Genomic DNA, 22,997 nt, shown 5'->3' with positions numbered 1-22,997 from the left:
GGAGATGTTCTTTGGTTGTGGTATCGGAGATGCCCGGAGAGCCCGCCAGTCGCTCCCTGGGACGGCAAAACACGGCAGGTCAGATGCGCAAACGGCCGGCGTTCTCACGCCGACCGTTTGCGCATATCAATGGAGCTTCAAGCCCCGTTTTCCAATCATCCGATGCGGTTGGTCGTCTCCCGATCGAAGACGTGAAGGCGCGTACCGTCGAGCGCGATGTGCAGCGGTTGGCCGACTTCGGCGGCGCCGCGCTCCAGCGTGTAGATCTTGAGGTCCTGGCCGAGCAGGCGAACGTGCACGATGGTGCCGAAACCGGTCGGCTCCACCAGATCGACGCGCGCCGCGTAGCTGTCTGCCTCCGGGCCGGCGACGACGCGCACATGCTCGGGACGGACGCCGACGGTCACCGCCTGTCCCTCGGTCAACCGGATGCCGTCGGGAATGGCGATCTTGCTGCCGTCGTCGGTCTCGATGGCGCCGGACCGGCAATGTCCTTCCACGAAGTTCATGGCCGGCGAGCCGATGAAGCCGGCGACGAACAGGTTGGCCGGGCGGTCGTAGAGATCGAGCGGGTTGCCGACCTGCTGGATGATGCCGCCATGCATGGCGACGATGCGATCGGCGAGCGTCATCGCCTCGATCTGGTCATGGGTGACGTAGACCGAGGTGGCGCCGATCGACTTGTGCAGGCGCTTGATTTCGGCGCGCATCTGCTCGCGCAGGCGGGCATCGAGATTGCTGAGCGGTTCGTCGAACAGGAAGGCCTTGGGATGGCGGACGATCGCACGGCCCATGGCAACGCGCTGGCGCTGGCCGCCGGAGAGCGCCTTCGGCCGGCGCTCCAGGAGCGGATCGAGGCCGAGCTTGCCGGCTGCGGCGCCGACCGCGTCGGCGATCCTTTCCTTGGCCGTCTTCCTGAGCTTCAGGCTGTAGCTCATGTTGTCGGCCACCGTCATGTGCGGATAGAGCGCATAGGACTGGAACACCATGGCGATGTCGCGATCCTTGGGCGCAACCTCGTTGATGCGGCGATCGTCGATGCGGATCTCGCCGGCCGTGATGTCCTCGAGCCCGGCGATCATCCTGAGCAGCGTCGACTTGCCGCAGCCGGAGGGGCCGACCAGCACGACGAACTCGCCGTCGGCGATGGAGAGGTCGATGTCATTGAGGACCGGCACGGTGCCGAAGGTCTTGGTGATCGACTGGATGGTGATGGAAGCCATGGAACGCTCCTCAGCCCTTCACCGCGCCGGCCGTCAGGCCCTGCACGAGATAGCGCTGTATCAGAAGGAAGAACAGGCAGGCCGGGATCAGTGCCAGTACGCCAGCGGCCATCATCTGCCCGAAGTCGACGGAGAACTTGGAGACGAAGGACAGGAGGCCAACCGGGAAGGTGGTTGCCTGGTTGCCGGAAATCAGCATCAGCGCGAACAGCAGTTCGCTCCATGCCGCCGTGAAGACGAAGCCGAGCGTCGCGGCGATGCCGGGCAGCGTCAGCGGCAGGATGATCTGCCGGAACGCCGTGAAACGCGTGGCGCCGTCGATCATCGCCGCGTCCTCGAGGTCCTTCGGGATGCCGTCGAAGAACGACTGCATCAGGAAGGTGGCGAAGGGCACGTTGAAGGCGACGTAGACGATGACGAGGCCGGTGAGGCTGTTGGTGAGGCCGAGCGGCGACAGCATCTTGAACATCGGCGCGATCAGCATCACCAGCGGGAACATCTGGGTCAGCAGCAACAGGCCGACGATCCAGTACTTGCCGCGGAAGACGAAGCGCGACATGGCGTAACCGGCCAGCGAGGCGACGATGGTGACGATCACCGCCGTCGCGCCCGAAACGATGGTCGAGTTCAGGAAGAAGGTCGGGAAGCTCGAGTGGGTCAGGACGAACTGGTAGTGTTCGAGGCTCGCCCGCGACGGCCAGAGCCGGATGCCCTCGGTGTAGAGCAGGCTGGTCGGCGTCACCGACACCTTGAGCAGCCAGAACAGCGGGAACAGGGCGAAGGCCACATAGGCGAGGACGGCCAGCCGATGCAGCACGGTGAGGACGATGCGCTTTCTGGTCATGTCAGTGCCTCGTCAGCATGGTTTGGCGCAAGACCACAATCAGCATCGAATAGGCGAGCAGCAGCACCAGGAGCACCAGCGCGATCGCCGAGGCGTAGCCGAAGTCGAGCCGGCGGAAGGCCTGGGTGAAGATGTAGCTCGCCACGATCTGGGTCCGGTCGGCCGGGCCGCCGTTGGTCATGACGATGATGAGATCGGCGAAGTTGGCGATCCACACGGTGCGCAGCAGGATGGAGATGGCCATGGTCGGCGCCAGGAACGGCACGGTGATCGACCGGAAGCGCTCGATCGGGCCGGCGCCGTCGATCTCGGCCGCCTCGTAGAGGTCTTTCGGAATGGCCTGAAGCGCCGCCAGCATGGTGATGGCGAAGAAAGGGATTCCCCACCAGACGTTGGCGACGATCGGTCCCCACATGGCGGTTTCCGGATCGGACAGGATGTTGTTGGGCTCCGACAGGATGCCAAGCGCATAAAGCCAGTGCGGAATGGGACCGACCACCGGGTTGAACATCCACGCCCAGTCGAGGCCGGAGAGGAAGCTCGGCACGGCCCAGGGCAGGAAGCACAGCGCCTGCGCCAGAGCCCGGCCCTTGAACGGCCGGTTGAGCAGCAGCGCCAGGATCAGGCCGAAGATGAATTGCAGAATGACCGAGCTGAAGGTCCACCAGAGCGTGTTGACCAGCGCACCGCGAAAGGCGCCGTCGCTGGCGAGCTCGCGGAAATGCTTGAGGCCGACGAAGCCGCCGCTGAACGGGTTGAGCAGACGGATATCGCGAAAGGCATAGGAAACGCCGAGCGCCAACGGCACCAGCATGATGGCGACGATCAGGATCAGCACCGGAGCCGAGTAGAGCCAGGGCTCAAGATGAGCGGCGACCTTCTGCATGGTCGTTCGGCGATCGCCGGCGGGCGGCGCCGAAGCGGAATAGGAAGTCATCGGACGGAAACTCGCAGATGTGTTCGGTCGACTTCGGGAAAAGCCGAGCACGACGGTGCGGTCGCCGACGCAGCCGAGGCGCCGGCGGGCAATACGACGTTCGGCAGCCCCTGAGGCCGCCGAACGCCGATGCGAAGGCCGTTCCTTACTTGGCCGCGAGGAACTTCTGCTGCGCCGCCGTCATGTAGTCGGCCCACTGCTTGGCGAGGTCCTCGGGCGTGATCTCGCCGAGCAACGCCTTCTGGCTAGTGTTGATCACCAGCGAGTCCTTGAAGAAGGCGAACTCCTCAAGATGGGTCGGCATCACCGTCGGCGTGACATCGGGATCGCTGAGTTCCTGGAACCAGCCCTTGAACTGGTCGCCGGCATAGAACGGATCCTTTTCGGCCGCCGTGTGGATCGGCAGCGCGCCGATGCGCTTGTTCCAGGCGATGTTGCCCTCCGGCGCTTCGAGCGTCGCAATCAGGTTCCAGGCGAGGTCCTTGTGCTCGCTGTTGGCGAACATCGACCAGCCGCCATAGCCGATGGTCGGGAAGGCCTTGCCGGCCGGTCCCTTCGGGAACGGCGCGACGCCGTAATCTTCAGGCTTCATGCGCTCGGCGATGGAGATAAGCGCGTCCGGATCCTGGTCGAGGAAGGCGCAGGTGCCGGAGTAGAAGCCGCCGACGATCTCGTTGAAGCCCCAGTTGACGCTATCCTTCGGAGCAAGACCGGACTTGTAGAGGTCGATGACGTAGCTGATGCCCTTGACCCAGCCTTCATCGGCAAACGTCGACGTGCCGTCCTGTTTGAAGAACGTGTTGTCGCCGGCCATGGTCGCGCCGAACATCACCCAGCCGTTGAGGCCGCCGGGGCCGCCACGCAGGCAGTAGCCCGACTTGCCGGGCAGCTTCGACACCTTCTCGGCTGCCGCCTTGAACTCGTCGAGCGTCTTCGGCGGCTCGGCGACGCCGGCCTCGGACAGAAGCTTCTTGTTGTAGAACATCGCCCGGAGATAGAAGCCGTAGGGCAGCATGTAGGCGGTGTTCTTCACCGTGCGGCCCATTTCAAGGGCGCGCGCCGTCAAGCCGGACGTATACTCCCACTTGGCAAGATAGGGCTCCAGGCTCTCGAGCGCGCCGTTGTTGGCGTAGAGGGCGAGCCAGGTGTCGGGCATCTCGACCACGTCGGGCGTCTCGCCGGCCGAAACCATGGTGGCGAACTTCTCGAAAGCCTGGTTCCACGGCAGGGAGATGATCTCCACCTTGGTGCCGGGGTTGGCGTCTTCGAAGGTCTTGACGATGCCCTTCAGCGTTTCGGTGCGCTCGGGGCTGGTAATCACTTCGACCAGCTTCAGCGTGGTATCGGCGAGGGCTGTGCCGGCCATGAGCAGCGTCGACAGCGACGCGATAGCCAAAATCCTGTTCATGAAAGTTCCCCTTTCCTTGGTTGCCACATGAGGGCGGGGTGCTGGAGGCCCCGCCGTGCGGTCTTCTTTGTCCGGCCGGTTCCCGGCCGATCAGGCATCGATGCCCCTGTTTTTTTGATTTGCACCGATGCCCTTGCCGGCCCCTCCAAGCCGGAAAATCGTTGAGGAGATGGATCTCCTACATGCGCGCCGCGTCGATGGCCCCGCCGAGATCGGCCCACAGCGCTTCCGCGCCTTCGAGGCCGACGTGCAGGCGCACCACGCGCGGGCTGATGCCGAAATCGACCGCCGAGTTCGGTCCGGCCGCTTGATTGTGGACGACGGTTGCCGGAACGATCAGGCTCTCGTGGCCGCCCCAACTGACGCCGAGCTTGAATAGCTTCAGTCCATCGGCAAACTTCGGAATGTCGACGCCTTCGGCGAAGGTGAAGGAGAACAGGCCCGACGTGCCGTGAAGGCCGGGCGGCAGACTGTTGCCGAGGCCGGGATGCAAGACGTTTTCGACCAGCGGATGGGCGGCGAGCTTGCGGGCAACGTGGAGCGCCGCCGCCTCATGCGCCTTCATCCGGGCCGGCAGGGTCCTGAGGCCACGGATCAAGAGCCAGGCTTCGAAGGGCGACAGCTTGCCACCGAGATAGGGATAGGTCGTCGAGCGGACCTTGCCGATCAGCGCCTTCGATCCGGTCACCACGCCGGCGACCACGTCCGAGTGGCCGCCGATATACTTGGAGGCCGAGTGAAGCACGAGATCGACGCCGAGCGACAGCGGCTGCTGGAAGACGGGCGACGCCCAGCTGTTGTCGATCGCCGTGACGACGCCGTGCTTGCGGGCGAGAGCGGCGAGGGAGGCGACATCGAGCGCGTCCATCGACCAACTGGTCGGGCTCTCGAGATAGAACAGCGCGGCGCCGGGCAATTCGCGGGCCACCGCCGCCTCGTCGCGACCGTCGACATAGACGGTGTGAACGCCATACTGCTTCAAGAGGATCTCGAACAGACGGTAGGCATCGGGGTAGACGTGGCGCACGCAGAGCAGCTTGTCGCCGGGGCGGACGAAGGTCATCACCGTCGAGGAAATCGCCGCCATGCCGGAGGCGAAGCCGATGGCATCCTCACCGCCCTCGAGCCGCGCGATCATGTCCTCGAAATGGCGGACGGTCGGGTTGAGGCCGCGCGTGTAGGTGGGCCGCGTCTTCTTGCCCATGTAGGTCTCATTCATCTCGTCGTAGGACGAGAAGGTGAACAGTGACGTCTGGGCGATCGGGGGCACCACGGCGTCGTAGGCATTCGCCTCGTCATGGGCGACGATCAGGCTGGCGCGCCTGATCGGGTCGGCTTCCTCACTCATCTGGACATGTCCTTGATGTCTTCCTCGACGATTTCGAGGATCGCGTAAGTCTTCTCGCGCGCCAGCGCGACGTTGCGGGCGACGATCGCCTCGAACAGCTCGCGATGGAACGGGAAGGACCGCCGGGCGAAATCCGGCCGGTCGAACGGTTGATCGAAGAACCCCTCGAACGTCTCGCGCATCTGCTCGAGCAGGCGGGGAAACAGCGGGTTGTGGGTGGCGTCGTAGAGTGACAGGTGAAAGGCGAGGTCCTCCCGGCCGGCGGTGCCCTTGTCGAGGTGGACGCGTTCCATCTCGACCAGCGCCGCCTCCATCAGCGGAACGTCCTCAAGGGTATGCTTCAGGGCGGCGACCGCCGATGCCTCCACCTCGATGCCGCGCCGCACTTCCAACGTCTGCAACAGCGCATCTCTCAGATGCGACATGTCCAGCGACAGCGGCATGTGGACCGTACCCGGCGTGATCGTCCGGATGAGGAAGGTCCCTGAACCGACGCGCGGTTCGGCGACGCCGAGCGCCTGCAACTGCCGGATCACCTCGCGCACGGTCGACCGGCCCACGCCAAGCGCCAGCGATAGCTCGCGCTCGGTCGGCAGCTTGTCACCCGGCTTCATGCCGGCGCGCTCGATGTGATCGGCGAGCGCACTCATGACGCTGCGGACGCGATCGACGCGAGGAATGCGCTCGAAGGAGGAAGTGTCGCCCGCCATCTGCCCGCCATTTTGACCGCCGGAGCCCATCCGGCAAATTGGTCTGACATCTGACATTAAGAGGACGGGGCAGAAGCCTGTCAAGCCGCTTGCGCTCGATCGGCGCATGGGCCAATGCATTGCCGTGGCAATCTCTCCCTCGATGGTGGCAGGCCGCCACATTGACGAATGCCGCGAGTTGAGTCTCAATCTGAACGGTCTTAGCCTGCGGGGTGACCCGAGGGCGCGGGCCGGCTCGTCACGCCCGAGTTCGCTCCATGCTGGCTTCAGCGGGATGAGCTGCCTGTCCAGGAAAGTGTTTTATGAAGACGGACGACACGGTCGTTGTTGATGCCGCCGGCGCACAGCCCGAAGACATCCGTCATGGCATGCCGGCCGGGCTCGGCACGCGCCTCAAGCTGGCGCGTCAGACGCGCGGCATGACGCTGAAGGCGCTGGCGGATGCTGCCAACTGCTCGGAAAGCCTGCTGTCGAAGATCGAGAACGGCAAGGCCTCGCCCTCCCTGCCCATGCTCCACCGGATCATCAAGGTGCTCGACAAGAACATCGGCTGGTTCTTCGAGGAGTCCCACGGCGAGGAAGGGATGATCTTCCGGGCCGGCACGCGGCCCGTGCTGACGCTCGATCCGTTGCGCCGTGGCAAGGGCATCGCGCTCGAACGGATCATTCCCTATTCGCCCGGCCATCTGTTGCAGTGCAACATTCACCACGTCGAGGTAGGTGGGGAGAGCGCCGGTCCCATCCAGCACGTCGGCGAGGAGGTCGGCTACGTCATTGCCGGCGAGGTCGAGCTGATCGTCGACGAGCGGAGTTTCCACTTGGTGGAGGGCGACGCCTTCGCCTTCAACTCCGATCTGCCGCACCATTACCGCAATGCCGGCGATCGTCGAGCCAGCATTTTCTGGGTCAACACGCCCGCGACTTTCTAGATCCGTCGATCGTCGAACTCGATCCGCATGTTGGGTGGCTGTCGGTACCTGCCGACATGGCCGGCCCGCGCGAACGCCTGCGAAATGGCCGAATTGCCGCCGAAATCGTCATTCAAGTTACTTGACACAAAATCAACAATCTTGAATCATCGCGCCGTGTCATCCGACGCCAACAAGCCCCAAAGGGGCACATAAACCAAAGGGGATTCCGAATGCGTCTTTCCAGGATTCTCGCGGGCAGCTTTCTCGCGTCCACTCTCGTAGCCGGCTTGTCGCCGGCCTCCGCCGAAACCTTCGCGCTCGTCAACATCAATCAGCAGGCGCTGTTCTTCAACCAGATCAACGACGGCGCCACGGCAGCCGCCAAGGCGGCCGGCGTCGACCTTGTCATCTTCAACGCCAACAACGTGCCGGCCGCGCAGAACGACGCCATCGAGAACTATATCACGCAAAAGGTCGACGGCATCATCTTGGTGGCCATCGACGTCAACGGCGTGAAGCCGGCCATCACCGCCGCCAAGGCCGCCGGCATCCCGGTCATCGCCATCGACGCCCAGATCCCGGATGGCGACAACGTCGCCTTCGTCGGTGTCGACAACACCAAGGCTGGCGAGGACATCGGCAAGTTCTACGCCGACTACGTCAAGGCGAGCATGGGTGGCAAGGCGACGGTCGGCGTCGTCGGCGCGCTCAACTCGTTCATTCAGAACCAGCGCCTCGACGGCTTCAAGAAGGCTGTCACGGCCAGCGGCGTCGATGTGACCTTCCTCGACACGGTCGACGGCCAGAATGTTCAGGATGTGGCGCTGTCGGCCGCCGAGAACCTGATGACCGCCAACCCGAGCATGGGCACGCTCTACGCCACCGGCGAGCCGGCGCTGATCGGCGCGGTTTCGGCCGTCACCGCCCAGGGCCATACCGACAGCGTCAAGGTGTTCGGTTGGGACCTGACCAAGCAGGCCGCGCAGGGCATCGAAGAAGGCTGGGTCGTCGCCGTCGTCCAGCAGGATCCGGCCGGCGAGGGCAAGGCCGCCGTCGACGCGCTGATGACGCTCAAGAAGGGTGGCACCGTCGACCCGATCATCAACGTTCCCGTGACCATCGTCACCAAGGACAACGTGGCCGGCTTCAAGTCGATGTTCGAGTGAGCCGAGCTCTGTGAACGGTCGGGACGTCGAGGCGATCCTCGGCGTCTCCGTGCGTCGCTGCGTCCCGTCGGCCGTCTTATCGACCTGCCGGCGGGATGCCATGCCCATGGGGTGTGCCTTGGCCGCTCCCGAGTGGATTTCAGCATGACGGACAGTTTACCCTATCGCGTGCGGATGACCGGCATCTCCAAACGCTACCATCCCATTCAGGTGCTCGACGACGTGTCGCTGACGTTGAAGCCGGGCGAAGTGCTTGGCCTGGTTGGTGACAACGGCGCCGGCAAGTCGACGCTCAGCAAGGTCCTGTCGGGCGCGATCATTCCGGATTCCGGCATCATCGAGATCGATGGCGAGCCGGTCACCTTCGCCTCGCCCGCCGATGCGCGCGTCGCTCGCGTCGAGATGGTCTATCAGGACCTCTCCCTGTGCGACACGGTGGACGTCGCCGGCAATCTGTTTCTCGGCCGCGAGCCGCGCCGCCGCATCGCCGGGCTGTCGTTCCTCGACAAGGCGCGCATGCATGCCGAAGCACGCGCTATGCTCGATCGCCTCGGCATCGTCATTGCCGACACCCGCCTCAAGGTCGAGAACCTGTCGGGCGGACAGCGGCAGTCGATCGCCATCGGTCGCGCCGCCTCCTTCGATCCGCGCGTCCTGATCATGGACGAGCCGACGGCGGCATTGGCCGTCGCGGAAGTGGAGGCCGTGCTCGACCTGATCCGCGCCGTCAGCGCCCGCGGCGTATCGGTGATCCTGATCACCCATCGCCTGCAGGACCTGTTCCTGGTCTGCGATCGCATCCAGGTCATGTACGAGGGGCGCAATGTCGCCGAACGCCACGTGTCCGAAACCAGCATCGAGGAAGTGGTCAACCTGATCGTCGGGCGCAAGTTCACCGCCCGTTCGGCCGGGGCGGCTGCAAGCACGGGAGTTCCGGCATGAGCGCCGTCAAAACGGATGCCTCCTCGCGGCTCGTCAAGGCCAGTTGGCACGAAAAGGCCATTGCCCGGGGCGGCGTCGTGTCCATCGCCCTGTTCTTCGCGGCGGTCTGCATCGTCTTCTCGCTGGCGACCGATGCCTTTCTGACCACCCCCAATCTTCTCAACATCGTGCGCCAGTCGGCCCCGTTGCTGATCGTCGCCTCGGCGATGACCTTCGTCATCACCACCGGCGGCATCGACCTGTCCGTCGGTTCGGTGCTGGCGCTGACGGCGACGCTGTCGGCCGTGCTGTTGCAATGGGGTGTGCCCTGGCCGGTCGTGGTGCTGGTGCTCCTCTGCCTCGGCGCCGCGGTGGGCGCGCTGCAGGGCTTTTTCATCGCCTACGAGGGTATCCCCGCCTTCATCGTCACCCTGGCCGGCCTGTCGGTGATCCGCGGCATCGCGCTTCTGATCACTGGCGGCTACTCCATCCCCGTCGATCCGGCGAGCGGCTTCAACATGATCGGCCGCGCCTGGTTCATGGGCATGCCGGTGCCGGCACTGATCGCCGTCGTCATGCTGGTCCTTGCCTATATTGCCTTCAACGAGACGACGTTCGGCCGCTACGTCACGGGCGTCGGCGCCAATGCCGAGGCGGTGCGGCGGGCGGGTGTCAACACGCGCCTCGTCACGCTGATGGTCTACGTGCTGACCGGTTCGGCGGCGGCGCTCGCCGGCATCATTCTCGCCTCGCGGCTCGGCTCCGGCTCGTCCAACTCCGGCCAGGGCTTCGAGCTCGATGTCATCGCCGCCGTCGTGCTGGGTGGTACGTCGCTGTTCGGCGGTCGCGGTTCGGTGGTCGGCACCGTCCTGGGCGCCCTGACCGTGGCGGTGATCGCCAACGGCCTGATCCTCGCCCACCTGTCGCCATTCCTGACGCCGATCGTGACCGGCTCGATCATCCTCATCGCCATCTGGCTGAACTTCCGCCTGTTCAAGGGCGGATCGAGGGGGCGCTGACCATGGAGCACCTGTTCGCAGGCAAAAAGGGCGAGCGTTCGCCCATCGGCGTCCGATCGGGCACGGTGATGACCGTTACCGGCCCCATTCCGGTCGAGGAGATGGGCGTCACGCTGATGCACGAGCACATCCTGCTCGACGGTGGCAAGGCGTGGCGCTGCCCTTGCGACATCGACGACGAGGGGCGCCGCGTGTCCGAGCAGCCGGTGAACATCGAGATCATCGGCGAGCTCAGAATGAACCCCTATCTCAATCGCGACAACGTCTCGTTGGACGATGCCGACGTCGCCCTGCGCGAGCTGGAGCGCTACCGGAGCTTCGGCGGCAACACGGTGGTCGACGCCACCACCATCGGGATTGGTCGCGACCCCGAGGCGCTTGCCCGCATCGCCCGCCTCTCCGGCCTCAAGATCGTCATGGGGACCGGTTTCTATCTCGAATTCAGCCATCCCGACTGGATGAAGACGATGGACGTCGAGGCCATTGCCCAGTTCATCGTCGACGACGTCGGCGGCGGTGAAACGCAGCCACCGGTAATGGCCGGCATCATCGGCGAGATTGGCGTCTCGAAGGATTTCACCGAGGCCGAACGACGTTCGCTCAGGGGCGCCGCGCGAGCCTCCGCCCGCACCGGCGTGCCGCTGACCATTCATCTGCCCGGCTGGGAGCGCCTGGCCCACGAGGTGCTCGACGTGGTGGAGTCCGAGGGGGCCGATCTCAGCCATACCGTGCTCTGCCACATGAATCCGAGCTGGAGCGACACGGCCTACCAGACCTCGCTCGCCGCCCGTGGCGCCTTCATCGAATATGACATGATCGGCATGGACTACTACTACGCCGACCAGGACGCCCAATCGCCCTCCGACGAGGACAATGCCCGCGGCATCCTGACGCTGGTCGAGAAGGGATATGCCGACCGCATCCTGATGTCGCAGGACGTCTTCCTCAAAATGATGCTGACCCGCTACGGCGGCTTCGGCTACGCTCACGTGCTGCGCCATTTCGTGCCACGCCTCAAGCGTCACGGCCTCGACGAGTCGGTGATCCGGCGCATGCTCACGGACAATCCCAAATCGGTGTTCTCCGCCTGAACGGCGGTCACAAGCCACACGGGCAAGGAAAGCAAAATGACCAAGAAAATCCTGCTGGCCGGCGAATCCTGGGTTTCTACGGCCACCCACATCAAGGGGTTCGACCAGTTCGCCACCGTCACCTATCATACCGGCGCCGACGAACTCCTGAAGGCGCTGAAGGGCGGGCCTTTCGATGTCACCTTCATGCCCTCGCACGAGGCGCAGCGCGACTTTCCGCAGAGCATGGATGCGCTATCGGCCTATGACGCGGTGGTGCTCTCCGACATCGGCGCCAACACGCTGCTGCTGCATCCCGATACCTGGATCAAGTCGCAGACCACGCCCAACCGGCTGAAGCTGATCCGCGAGTACGTTCGGAGCGGTGGCGGCCTGCTGATGTTCGGCGGTTACTACTCCTTCCAGGGCATCAACGGTGGCGCTCGCTACCGCAAGACCGCCGTCGAGGAGGTGCTGCCGGTCGCCTGCCTTCCCTATGACGACCGCGTCGAGGTGCCTGAAGGGTTTACCGCCGAGATCACCGGCAAGCCCGATCATCCGATCCTCAAGGGTATCGGCAAGGATTGGCCGGTGCTCCTCGGGTTCAACGAGGTCGAGGTCAAGCCGGGCGCCGAGGTGCTCGCGACCGTATCGTCCGAATACGGCTCCCTGCCGCTGCTCGTCACCGGCACCTACGGCAAGGGGCGCACGGTCGCCTGGACGTCCGACGTCGGGCCGCACTGGCTGTCGCCCGATTTCGTCGCCTGGAAGGGCTACAAGACGCTGTTCGAGCAGATGCTGGCCTGGGCGACCGGACGGGACTGAGCGATGGCGCTCCACGTGGTCGGCAACATCTGCGTCGACGACACCTTCTATGTCGCACGGTTGCCGCGGCCCGGCGAGACGGTGAATGCCGTCGCGACGGTCCGTGGCGTCGGCGGCAAGGGAGCCAACCAGGCGGTGGCGGCGTCGCGCGCCGGCGCCGAGGTGGTCTTCCGCGCCGCGCTCGGGGATGATGCCGATGCCATGTTCTTGCGGGCGGCGCTTGGCGCCGAACTGCCTATCGACGGGCTGGTCGTGCTCGACACGCCGACCGACAAATCGACCATTCTGGTCGACCGGACGGGCGAGAACCTGATCGTGACGGCGGCGTCCTCGGCCACGGCTTTCGATCCGACAGGGCAGCCTTCCTGGCCTGGGCGGGGAGATTACCTGCTGATGCAAGGCAACCTTCGTGCCGATGTCACCAGGGTTTGCCTTGCGAGGGCGAAAGACGGTGGCGCCACCACCATCCTAAACCCCAGTCCGCTGGGCGAGGGGCCGTTGCCGGAGGCCGACGTCGTTGTCGTCAATGCCGGCGAGGCCGAGACGATGGCCGGTTGCTCCGATCCGGCCGAGGCCGCTCGCCGCCTGTCGCGGGGCGGCACTACGTCCGTGGTCGTCACGCTCGGTGCCGCCGGGGCCATCTGTCTCGACAGGGGCACGACGGATGTCGACCGCATCGTCGCTCCGGCGGTCGCGGCCGTCGACAGCAGCGGGGCGGGCGACGTGTTTGCCGGGGTGCTGAGCGGCTGTCTCACAGGCGGAATGCCGCTCGTTGTCGCCACGACCGTCGGCGTTCGGGCGGCATCCATCGCCGTGACCCGGCGCGGAACGCTCGCCGCCTGCCCGAGCCGTTCGGAAATCAATGCCCTGCTTGCAGGGATATCGAGGGATCTTTCATGACCGAAGCCGCAAAACCGGTTGGCCAGACGGCCGGCGACGCCCTGCAGCATCTGTTCGGCCGCACCAAGGTCGTGATCGGCGTGGTCCACCTGGCGCCGTTGCCCGGCGCGCCGCGCCACGACGGCGAACCCGTCGAGGACATCTATCAGCGCGGTCTCACTGACGCTCGCGCCTATCTCGCCGGCGGTTGCGATGGCGTCATCGTCGAGAACCACGGCGACGTGCCATTTTCCAAGCCCGACGATATCGGTCCCGAGACGGCCGCCCACATGGCCGTGGTCGCCGACCGCATCCGCCGCGAGCTCGGTCGTCCCATCGGCATCAACGTGCTGGCCAACGCCGCCCTGCCGGCGCTTGCCGTGGCGAGCGCGTCCGGCGCCGGCTTCATCCGCGTCAACCAGTGGGCCAACGCCTATGTCGCCAACGAAGGCTTCATGGAAGGCGAGGCGGCGCGCGCCATGCGCTATCGCGCCCGTCTCCGGGCGAACGGCATTCGCATCTTCGCCGACGCTCACGTCAAGCATGGGGCACACGCCATCGTCGCCGACCGGCCGGTCGAGGAACTGGTGCGTGATCTCGTCTTCTTCGACGCCGACGCCGTGATCGCCACCGGCCAGCGGACCGGGCACGCCGCCGACCTCGGCTATATCCGGCTGATCAAGGAGGCGTCGCATCTGCCGACGCTGGTGGGGAGTGGCGTCACGCCGAACAACGCGCGCGACATTCTCGGCATCGTCGACGGCGTTATCGTCGCCAGCGCTCTCAAGCATGACGGGGTCTGGTGGAACACGGTCGATCCCGATCGCGTCAAGGCGTTCATGGCCGGGCTGCGCCCATGACCCTCGGCCCCACGATCGATGGCGGCCGCCTGCTCGCCCGGCTCGACGCCTTCGCGGCGATCGGCGGCACGCCGGCAGGTGGCGTCAACCGGCCGGCACTTAGTGTCGAGGACCGGGCGGCGCGGGCGCTGCTGGCCCGTCTCGGTGCGGCGCGCGGCTTTTCGGTTTTCCAGGATGCGGCCGCCAACCTGTTCCTGCGGCGCTCCGGTGCCGACAATGACCGTCCTCCCTTTATGATCGGCAGCCATCTCGACAGTCAGCCGACCGGCGGACGCTACGATGGCGCGCTCGGCACGCTCGCGGCGCTGGAAGTCTTGGAAACGCTGGAGGACAACGGCATCGTCACCGCCAGCGCGGTCGAACTGGTGGCCTGGACCAATGAGGAGGGCAGCCGCTTCTCGCCCGGCGCCTTTGGCTCGCAGGTCCATGCGACCGGCGTCTTTCCGGACGGCTGGCAAGACACGGTGGATGGCAATGGCATCCGCCTTGCCGACGAACTGGCCGCGACGCTGGCGGCTCTGCCGGAAGCGATCGAGCGGCCGCTTGGCCTTCCGGCCGCCGGCTATATCGAGTTGCACATCGAGCAAGGCCCCTTGCTCGAACGCCAGGGTGCGCTGATCGGCGTCGTCGAAGGCATCCAGGGCACGCGCTGGCTGGAGGTTGTGATCGAGGGACAGGTGGCGCACGCCGGTACGACGCCGCTTGCCGATCGCCGCGACGCCATGGCGGTGGCGGCAGCCATCATCGCCCGGTTGCAGGCAACCGTCATGCCGTCCGACTCGGACGCGCGCCTCACCGTCGGCCGCCTGACCCTTGTGCCCGGCGCCGTCAACGTCATTCCCGGCGAAGTGACGTTTTCCATCGATCTCCGCCATCCGAACGGCGGTGAAATCGATCGCCTGGAGGCCGAGATTGGCGCCCTGGCCGCCGAGACGGCCGCGAGCGGGGGCTGCCGGGTGTCCTTGCGTCGCAGCATGGACGTGGCGCCGGCCCATTTTGACGATCGGCTGACCGGCATCATCCAAAGCGTTGCGGAGAAGCGTGGCTTTCCAACGCGCCGCATGTTCTCCGGCGCCTTCCATGACGCGCTCTTCATGGCGCGTCTCGGCCCGGCGGCAATGATCTTCGTGCCCTGTCGCAATGGCCTCAGCCACAATGAGGCCGAGTATGTCGAGCCGCACCAGGCGATAGCCGGCACACAGGTCCTGTGCGACGCCACGCTCGAGGCCATGCAACTCGGCAAGCATCGATAGACCGAGCGCAGTTGGAAAGCATCGAACGCCCGTCTTGTCATGCCCTTGTCTTTTGAGACAGGGAGTCTCAACCTTTGGTCGAAGGGGTGGTTGTGCAACCTTGAAAGCACCAAAGAAGTGACTTATCTGATCGTGCATGGTCGACAAACCACAATTTGCGATGGTTCTCACGCTGTCGCCGTCGTCGGAAAGCCTTGAAGCGCTTCTTGGAACGCTCGACGCTTATCGCCGGGCGATGGAAATCCTCGACGGAACCAAAGGCGCGAATCTGGTTGCACTCCATGAAGAGGCTTACGAGGAAATCCGCTCCAGGACTGGCTTGCCCTCGCGCATGGTCACCTTGGCGCTGCGTGATCGGAGCCGGCGTAACGCCGCGGTCTCGATCGACGATATTCCCCTCGATTCCAAACTGTTTTCGCTGAAGGGCCCGGACAGCCTAAGCATCGCCACGATCAGTGGCCGGGTTGTTGTTCCCTATTCTGTGGATGGCTATCGCAATGGTTGGAGCGATTTCGCGGAGGCGCGGCTCAGCTTTGGTGAAAGGCTGATCAGCGTCCTCGTCGGAGTCCAGACCAGCCCTCAACTCCAGAAAGAGATCACGATGTCCAACGAAGGTATTCTGGCCCGTCTCGGGCGCGTCATCGCCGGTGTGGTCAACAACGCGGTCGACGCGGCGGAAAGCTCCAACCCGATCGCCGTGGCCCAGCAGGCCCTGAGGGAGATCGACAAGATTACCGACGAGGCGCGCGCCGTGCTGGGCGTCGCGATTGCGTCGGGGCATCGCCTGAAGGCCAAGGCCGAGGATCTCGATGCCGAGATCCGCGACCTCGACGAGAAGATCAAGACCGGCCTTGCCAAGGGGCGTGAGGATCTCGCTCGCGTGGCGACCGGCGTGCAGATCGACCTCGAGGCTCAGCGTAACGCCATCGACAAGGCGATCGCCGAGAATGCCAGCGAGATTGCCGAGGCCGAGGCCACGTTGCGCAGCATTGCCTCGGCTCGCTCCGACGCCAAGAAGCGCCTCGAGGATGCCGAACGCGCCGAGCGGACGGCCGTCCAGGCCGCGACGCCGTCGCAGCGCAACGATCAGCGACTTGCGGCGGCCCTCTCGGCGGTCGAGAGGGTGACCGGCGTTCCCGCCAGGCCGCCGATCCAGGGCACGGCGGAGATCGAGGAACTGGGCAAGATGCAGCGCGAGGATGCCATCGAGGCGCGTCTCAAGGTGTTTCGCGAGGGGCAGCGCTGATGGACTCGTTCATCCAGCCCGGAACGGAACTCTTCTGGGTGGCGCTTCTGGTGGTGGCCGGCCTTGGGCTTGTCGAGCTCGTGTCCCTGCTTCTGGGCGTTTCCGCTTCCGGATTGCTGGATGACGGCCTCGGCTATCACGGCCTCGGCGACCATGACGCCGGGCTGCTTGGCGCCTGGATGTCGTGGCTCAATGCGGGCGGAGTGCCGATCCTGGTTCTAGCGGTCCTGCTGCTCTCGGCTTTTGCGGTGTTGGGGTTCGCCCTTCAGGCGATGGCCTCCAGCATGCTTTCGCCGCTGCCCTCATTGGCGGCCGGTTCGGTGGCGCTGGTCTTGGCCGTTCCGGCCACGCGATGGCTCAGCCGCGGCATCGCCCGGATCATGCCGCGCGACGAGACGTCCGTCCTCAGCGAAGCCGGCTTCATCGGTCTTGTGGGCACGGTCACGATCGGACCGCTCGACCAGGGAAATCCCGGGATCGTGCGCGTGAAGGACGTACACGACAACATTCACACCCTGCGGGCCCAGGCCGCGCCGGGATACGTTATCGAGACCGGAACGCTCGTCATCGTCGTTGACGGTTCTGACGGTCTCTTTCAGGCCATTCCGGCGCCACAGGAACTCGGCGACGTGGATATCAAGAGGGGCTGACTATGGAGTTCATTTCTCTCGGCATCATCGCCGGCGTCATCGTCATGGCGGTTGCCGTCATCGGTATCATCATTTCGTCGCTCTATATCAGGTCGACGCGGGACAAGGCCTATGTGCGGACCGGCTTCGGCGGCAAGAAGGTCGTGCTCGATGGCGGCGCCATCATCCTGCCGGTCTTCCATTCGTATTCCTGGGTGTCGCTCAGCACGTTGCGGCTTGAGGTGAAGCGCGCCGAGAACGAGTCCCTGATCACCAAGGACCGCATGCGGGCCGACATAACCGCCGAGTTCTATGTCCGCGTGAAGCCGGACTTCGAAAACATCGCCCTGGCGGCGCAAACCCTCGGCGACCGCACCAACGATGCCGACGCCCTCAAGGCGCTGGTCGAGGCCAAGTTCGTCGACGGTCTGCGCTCGGTGGCCGCCACCATGACCTTGCGCGACCTGCAGGAGCAGCGCGCCGAATTCGTGAAGTCGGTGCAGGCCGCAGTCGCCCACGATCTCCAGTCGAACGGCCTGGAGCTGGAGTCGGTCTCGCTGACGAGGCTCGACCAGACTGACATCAAACATTTCAATCCCAACAACACCTTCGACGCGGAGGGCCTGACCGCCCTCACCAAGATCACCGAGGAGCGCAAGCGCGAGCGCAACCAGATCGTTCGTGACAACGAGGTCGAAATCGCGACCAAGGATCGTGAGGCCTCCCTGAGGCGACTGACCATCGAACGCGAGCAGCGCGACGCCGAGCTGACGCAGGAACGCGACATCGCCAACAAGACCGCCGAGACGCGGGCCGAGGCGGCCAAGGCCGAACAGCTGGCGCGTCTTGCCGAGGAGACGGCCCGTCTCGACACCGAGCGCGGCATTGCCGAGCGCGACGCCGAAGCGCGTCAGGCGCGCGAATCCGCCCGCATCGTGGCCGAGCGCGGCATTGCCGAGCGTGAGGCGGAGGCTCGCAAGGTCACCGAGACCGCGCGCATCGAAGCCGCCATTGCCGTTGCCCAGAAAACCGAGGAAGAGCAGGCCGCGCGCGCCAGGGCCGACGAGGCCAAGGCCGGCGCCATCACGGCGGAGGAGCAGGTGGTGACCGCGCGGGAGGTGGAGATCGCCGAACGCGCCAAGCGCATTGCCGTGATCGCCGCCCGCCAGGAGGCTGAGCAGGCGGCGACGGCCATCACCGTGAAGGCCGAGGCCGAGCGAGAGGCTGCGGAGAACCTTGCCGCTGCCTTGAACATCCAGGCCAACGCCGAGGCCGAGGCCGCCAAGGTTCGCGCTGCCGGCGTCATCGAGCTCGGCGAGGCCGAGGCGCGGGCGGAGCGGGCCAAGAATGAGGCCCGCAACGCGCTTGCCGCCAGCATCATCGACTTCGAGTTGGCGAAGGCAAGGGTCGAGATCATCCCGCAGGCCCTTGCCGAGGCAATGAAGCCGATCGAGAAGATCTCCGACATCAGGATCTTCAGCACCGGCGGGTTGTCCGGCGCACTCGGGGGCAGGCCCGGCGATCAGGGGGGCAACCCGATGAACGACCTGGCCGGTCAGTTGCTGAGCTTCACCGCGCAGAAGCCGATCCTGGACGAGATCCTGGCTCAGGCCGGTTTCAAGGGCGCCGACCCCACACAGGCCTTGCTCGCCGCTTCCCTTGAGGCTTCGGTCGATAAAGCCCTGAGGCCCGAGGCGGCCGCGAAGCCGAGGTCCTGAGCCGGAGCGACGGGTGTAAGCGGCCCCGTGCCGCTTGCGACTGCAATCCGGAATGAGTGACATTGCCGCGTTGAGACTGGCGATTGCCTCGGCAATCGTCAGTCTCTCGCGGAAGATCGGAGAGCCGCAAACTGGCGCTGTCGGTCATCTCCGTCATTCAGAGCGCATTCGCCCTGCTGGCCGCTGTCATGAACTTGTCATCCCCCGTCACCATGACACTATGCCGACATGAGGGGGCGAATGGCGATGACGGAGCAGGCTGCCGGTTCTGATGGAGATGTGCCGCGTGGGAGGCCGTCGGAAGTCTTCTTCGCCTTTCTCAAACTCGGCCTGACCTCCTTCGGCGGCCCGATCGCCCATCTGGGATATTTTCGGGACGAGCTGGTGGTTCGTCGGCGCTGGCTCGATGATCACGCCTATGCCGATCTGGTGGCGCTTTGCCAGTTTCTGCCCGGTCCTGCCTCCAGCCAGGTCGGCTTTGCTCTCGGCATGATGCGGGCCGGCTGGCTCGGCGCGTTCTCGGCCTTTCTGGCCTTCACCTTGCCTTCGGCCCTGATCCTGACGGCGTTCGCTCTGCTCGCCCCGGCGATCGGTGGGACGGTGGGTGGCGGCGCTCTGCACGGCCTCAAGATCGTTGCCGTCGCCATCGTGGCCCAGGCGGTGTGGGGCATGGCCAGAAATCTGTGTCCCGACCGTGGCCGCTCGGCGATCGCCGTGGCCGCTGTTGCGTTGTTGGCCTGGGTGCCGGGCAGCGGCGGCATGCTGGCGGCGATCGTCATGGGGGCGGTGGTCGGGCTGGCCTTGGGGCAGGGTGAGACCAAGCCCACCGGCGGCCGTCTTGCCGTATCGGTGTCGCGTCCTATGGCCGGCGGCGCCATCCTGTCCTTTGTCGCTTTGCTGGCCGTGCTACCATTGCTGGCCGGTCATTCGCAGACGCTCGCGGTGATCGACAGCTTCTATCGGGCAGGCGCGCTGGTGTTCGGCGGTGGCCACGTGGTGTTGCCGCTTCTCGATGCCGAAGTCGTGCGAAGCGGTTGGGTGACGCCGGACGCCTTTCTGGCCGGCTACGGTGCGGCTCAGGCCGTTCCGGGGCCGCTCTTCACCTTTGCCGCCTATCTCGGCGCGATCCTGGGGCCGGAGCCGAATGGCTTTCTCGGCGCGACCATTGCCTTGCTGGCGGTCTTTCTTCCCGGTTTTCTGGTGCTTGTCGGCGTTCTGCCGTTCTGGGACCGGTTCCGCGCCAAGCCCGTCGCCCAGTCGTTGATGCGGGGCGCCAACGCGGCCGTGGTGGGGATTCTCGGCGCGGCCCTGTATTCTCCGGTCTTCACCAGCGCGGTAACCGATCTGCGCGACTTTGCCTTGGCGACTGCGGGCTTCGTGGCTCTCATGGTCTGGAAGGCTCCGCCATGGAGCGTCGTTGCCCTGTCCGCCGTAGTGGGCATCGTGGTGGCGCTGCTTGGCTGAGACCAACGACGAGATGACGACTGCGAAGAGCTGCGCCACCGCAGGTCCCAAGTGTCGTTGCGCCAGACGTCGCCAATCATCCGATGCTTTGCCAAAGAAAACCTGAGCGTCAACATATGCAATAAACAATATGAACATGTTGAGTTCGATTAATACGGAATAAATACGCCATTAACGACTTTGATTGAAAATATACCGGCATAAATTGGAGTCGTATTTGCGACTTAGTGACTGTATCGGCCCATTATTGATGCATTTGCCTAAATAGTGGGCCGTCAACGTAGAAAAGTCGCGAGCGCGTATACACGGGACGGAGCAGTCGTATGTCCATTCGTGGAAAGTTGGCGATCGTCGTTGTCATGCTGCTTTTGCCTCTCGGGTTGATGTCCGGCTTGTTCGTGCTCCAAAGCCAGAAAGACATTGCCTTTTCCGACGCGGAACTGGCTGGAACCGGTTGGCTTCGACAGATGTGGCCGTCGGTCATTTCCTGGGCGTCGGAGCCCGATGGCGGGGACGAGACGGCACTCGGAGCCGCCAAGGCGCTGACCTCGCCGGAGTATCCGCAGTCCGTCCGTGAAGCGGCCGGACGGCTTTCGCTGTCCGGCAAAAGCCCGGCCGAAGTGGGGGCGCTGTTCCGCGATCTGGCGACGGCGGCGGGCAATGACAGCAACCTGATCCTCGATCCCGACCTCGACAGCTTCTACGTCATGGACACGGTGGTGGTACGGCTGCCGGACTTGATTACGCGCGCCGCCGAACTGGACATGCTGGCTCGCCACCAGTCGACGCTCGAAGCGCTCGATGATGAGGCTCGTGCAGCCTTCACCGTGCTTCTCGGGCAGATCGAAACCGACATGAGCACGATCAAGGCGTCGGTCGAGGTCTCCAAGAAGAGTAACGCATCCGGTTCGGTGGCTGCCGCGCTCGAAGGCCCGACCGCTGCCTTCGTCGCCAAGGTCGAGGACTTCGCCCGGACAGCCAACAAGGTGGCCGCCGATCTCCGCAACGATGCCAAGCGGGCGAACGCCGACACGGCCGGTCTTTCTACGGCGAACAGAATGCTCGTCGTGGCGGCGGATGACTACTGGCGGCAGTCGACCGATCAGCTCGACGAACTGCTTGGCGTGCGCGTCGGAGGCTTCTGGGCGCGCATGTTCATGATGCTCGGCCTCGCGCTTGGCATAGCCGTTTTGGCCATCGCGGCGGCGGCGCTTTTGTCCCGCTCTATCGTCCGCAGCATATCGAGCCTCGACGCCCATATCCGGGAACTCGGCGATGCCGACATATCGAGCGATCTGGTTGAGGCCGACCGCACCGATGAAGTCGGTCAGCTGGCACGAGCCGTCGCCTATTTCCGCGACCGGACCATCGAGAAGCTCAACGAGGCCAACTCCGAGGAACGGCAGCGCGAGATCCTGCAAAACAAGCGGGCGGCTCTTGCCGGCGTCGCCGATCGCCTGCGTCTGTCGGTCCACTCCGTGGTGGGTGCGATCAACGGTCTCGCCAACAACGTCAGTGTGGTCATCGATGCCGTCGCGACCAATGCGTCGACGACGCGCAGCGAGTTGGACACGTCGCTGACGCGCCTCGACCTCACCAACAAGGACATGAACGGCGTCGTGTCGGCGGTTACCGAGCTCGCAACGTCCCTGTCCGAGATATCCCAGCAGACCGCCGTTTCGGCCAAGGATGCGGCGACGGCCCGCTCCTACTCGGAGGCGGCCAGAGCGCTCGGTGGCAAGCTCACCCAGGCGTCGGAGAAAATCGGCCAGGTTACGACGTTGATCTCGGCCATCGCCCAGCAGACCAACCTTCTCGCCCTCAACGCTACCATCGAGGCGGCGCGGGCCGGCGAGGCGGGCAGGGGATTCGCCGTGGTGGCCGCCGAGGTCAAGCAACTCGCCAATCAGACGGCGGGCGCCACCGATGAAATCACGCGTCAGGTCGAGGACATCCGCGCCGCCGCTCAGGAGGTCGCCTCTTCGCTCGACGAGATCACGGGATCGATCGAGGCGATATCGTCGTTGAGCTCGACCATCGCCGGTGCGGTGGAGCAGCAAAGCGCCGCAACTTCGGCCATCAACGAAAGCCTGGACCGCTCCACGGCGGCTAACCATGACGTGGTCGAAAGCCTCAACTGCCTGCCGACGCTCGCCTCCCAGACCGAGCAGGCGGCGGCGAAGCTGGCCGACATGAGCGGCACGCTCGTCGGGCAGGTGCAGAGCCTGGAACGGGAGGTCGATGCGCTCGTTCACGACCTGATGGACCAGCGCCGGCACCCGCGCAAACAGGCGGACGTAACTGTGACGGTGGATTTCGCCAACGGTGCCAGGCGCGCGCTTCGCCTGCATGACGCCTCGCGGTCCGGCATGCGGTTCGCAAGGCTCGATGGCTTGAACGCCGGCACCGAGGGGCGGATCTATCATCCCGTCCTCGGCCCGCTGGACGTCAAGGTTGTCTGGTGCAACGATCAGGTGATGGGCGTCCAACTGGTCGATCGCATGCTGACGGACGACGAAGTGGACCAGTTGGTTGCCCGCCGGCTTGCCGCGTGACGAGCGCCCCC

At 65.1% G+C, this 22,997-nt stretch carries 20 protein-coding genes; 14 read left to right on the top strand and 6 right to left on the bottom strand.

Annotated elements, in window-relative coordinates:
* Window positions 1-155: 155 nt before the first annotated feature.
* The 6 genes from QQZ18_RS13035 to QQZ18_RS13010 all read right to left on the bottom strand — a co-directional run bounded on the left by QQZ18_RS13035 (window position 156) and on the right by QQZ18_RS13010 (window position 6,470).
* Window positions 156-1,223: an ABC transporter ATP-binding protein gene (locus QQZ18_RS13035; RefSeq protein ID WP_284541355.1), complete on the bottom strand. Its 1,068-nt coding sequence runs from the start codon at window positions 1,221-1,223 to the stop codon at window positions 156-158.
* Window positions 1,224-1,233: 10 nt separating this feature from the next.
* Window positions 1,234-2,067, bottom strand: a complete 834-nt coding sequence (locus QQZ18_RS13030; RefSeq protein WP_284541354.1) for a carbohydrate ABC transporter permease — start codon at window positions 2,065-2,067, stop codon at window positions 1,234-1,236.
* A gap of 1 nt (window position 2,068) precedes the next feature.
* Window positions 2,069-2,953, bottom strand: a complete 885-nt coding sequence (locus QQZ18_RS13025) for a carbohydrate ABC transporter permease (RefSeq protein WP_446728658.1) — start codon at window positions 2,951-2,953, stop codon at window positions 2,069-2,071.
* A gap of 196 nt (window positions 2,954-3,149) precedes the next feature.
* Window positions 3,150-4,412: an ABC transporter substrate-binding protein gene (locus QQZ18_RS13020; protein WP_284541352.1), complete on the bottom strand. Its 1,263-nt coding sequence runs from the start codon at window positions 4,410-4,412 to the stop codon at window positions 3,150-3,152.
* Window positions 4,413-4,590: 178 nt separating this feature from the next.
* A complete protein-coding gene (locus QQZ18_RS13015; protein ID WP_284541351.1) occupies window positions 4,591-5,760 on the bottom strand; it encodes a PLP-dependent transferase in 1,170 nt (389 codons plus the stop codon).
* Window positions 5,757-6,470 (bottom strand): FadR/GntR family transcriptional regulator, encoded by a 714-nt coding sequence (locus tag QQZ18_RS13010; protein WP_284541350.1) that lies wholly within the window; start codon window positions 6,468-6,470, stop codon window positions 5,757-5,759. The genes QQZ18_RS13015 and QQZ18_RS13010 overlap by 4 nt, the downstream gene beginning before the upstream one ends.
* Window positions 6,471-6,838: 368 nt before the next feature.
* Between QQZ18_RS13010 and QQZ18_RS13005 the strand changes: the two genes are divergently transcribed.
* The 14 genes from QQZ18_RS13005 (at window position 6,839) to QQZ18_RS12940 (ending at window position 22,986) form a co-directional block, all read left to right on the top strand.
* Complete coding sequence (locus QQZ18_RS13005) at window positions 6,839-7,399, top strand: cupin domain-containing protein (RefSeq protein ID WP_284541873.1); 561 nt, start codon at window positions 6,839-6,841, stop codon at window positions 7,397-7,399.
* 212 nt (window positions 7,400-7,611) lie between these two features.
* Window positions 7,612-8,547 (top strand): ABC transporter substrate-binding protein, encoded by a 936-nt coding sequence (locus QQZ18_RS13000; protein WP_284541349.1) that lies wholly within the window; start codon window positions 7,612-7,614, stop codon window positions 8,545-8,547.
* A 144-nt stretch (window positions 8,548-8,691) separates the two neighbouring features.
* A complete protein-coding gene (locus QQZ18_RS12995) occupies window positions 8,692-9,489 on the top strand; it encodes an ATP-binding cassette domain-containing protein (protein WP_284541348.1) in 798 nt (265 codons plus the stop codon).
* Window positions 9,486-10,487: an ABC transporter permease gene (locus tag QQZ18_RS12990; RefSeq protein ID WP_284541347.1), complete on the top strand. Its 1,002-nt coding sequence runs from the start codon at window positions 9,486-9,488 to the stop codon at window positions 10,485-10,487. The genes QQZ18_RS12995 and QQZ18_RS12990 overlap by 4 nt, the downstream gene beginning before the upstream one ends.
* A 2-nt stretch (window positions 10,488-10,489) precedes the next feature.
* Window positions 10,490-11,578 carry a phosphotriesterase family protein gene (locus QQZ18_RS12985; protein WP_284541346.1) on the top strand — a complete coding sequence of 363 codons (1,089 nt, stop codon included), beginning with the start codon at window positions 10,490-10,492 and terminating at the stop codon, window positions 11,576-11,578.
* A 36-nt stretch (window positions 11,579-11,614) separates the two neighbouring features.
* On the top strand, window positions 11,615-12,382 hold the full coding sequence (locus QQZ18_RS12980) for a glutamine amidotransferase (RefSeq protein WP_284541345.1): 768 nt from the start codon (window positions 11,615-11,617) through the stop codon (window positions 12,380-12,382).
* Window positions 12,383-12,385: 3 nt separating this feature from the next.
* A complete protein-coding gene (locus QQZ18_RS12975; protein WP_284541344.1) occupies window positions 12,386-13,282 on the top strand; it encodes a ribokinase in 897 nt (298 codons plus the stop codon).
* On the top strand, window positions 13,279-14,121 hold the full coding sequence (locus QQZ18_RS12970; RefSeq protein WP_284541343.1) for a BtpA/SgcQ family protein: 843 nt from the start codon (window positions 13,279-13,281) through the stop codon (window positions 14,119-14,121). The genes QQZ18_RS12975 and QQZ18_RS12970 overlap by 4 nt, the downstream gene beginning before the upstream one ends.
* Entirely contained in the window at window positions 14,118-15,374 is a 1,257-nt protein-coding gene (locus QQZ18_RS12965) for a hydantoinase/carbamoylase family amidase (protein WP_284541342.1), read from the top strand. The genes QQZ18_RS12970 and QQZ18_RS12965 overlap by 4 nt, the downstream gene beginning before the upstream one ends.
* A gap of 136 nt (window positions 15,375-15,510) precedes the next feature.
* Window positions 15,511-16,620, top strand: coding sequence for a PspA/IM30 family protein (locus tag QQZ18_RS12960; RefSeq protein ID WP_284541341.1), 1,110 nt, complete (start codon window positions 15,511-15,513; stop codon window positions 16,618-16,620).
* Complete coding sequence (locus QQZ18_RS12955; protein WP_284541340.1) at window positions 16,620-17,270, top strand: OB-fold-containig protein; 651 nt, start codon at window positions 16,620-16,622, stop codon at window positions 17,268-17,270. The genes QQZ18_RS12960 and QQZ18_RS12955 overlap by 1 nt, the downstream gene beginning before the upstream one ends.
* Before the next feature lie 2 nt (window positions 17,271-17,272).
* On the top strand, window positions 17,273-18,967 hold the full coding sequence (locus tag QQZ18_RS12950; protein WP_284541339.1) for a flotillin family protein: 1,695 nt from the start codon (window positions 17,273-17,275) through the stop codon (window positions 18,965-18,967).
* Window positions 18,968-19,207: 240 nt separating this feature from the next.
* Window positions 19,208-20,431, top strand: coding sequence for a chromate efflux transporter (chrA, locus tag QQZ18_RS12945; protein ID WP_284541338.1), 1,224 nt, complete (start codon window positions 19,208-19,210; stop codon window positions 20,429-20,431).
* A 323-nt stretch (window positions 20,432-20,754) separates the two neighbouring features.
* Window positions 20,755-22,986, top strand: a complete 2,232-nt coding sequence (locus QQZ18_RS12940; RefSeq protein ID WP_284541337.1) for a methyl-accepting chemotaxis protein — start codon at window positions 20,755-20,757, stop codon at window positions 22,984-22,986.
* Window positions 22,987-22,997: the final 11 nt, after the last annotated feature.

This window comes from Pleomorphomonas sp. T1.2MG-36, assembly GCF_950100655.1.
GTDB lineage: Bacteria > Pseudomonadota > Alphaproteobacteria > Rhizobiales > Pleomorphomonadaceae > Pleomorphomonas.
Note: the sequence above shows the minus strand (reverse complement) of the source record. Positions and strands in the feature narration are given on the sequence as shown.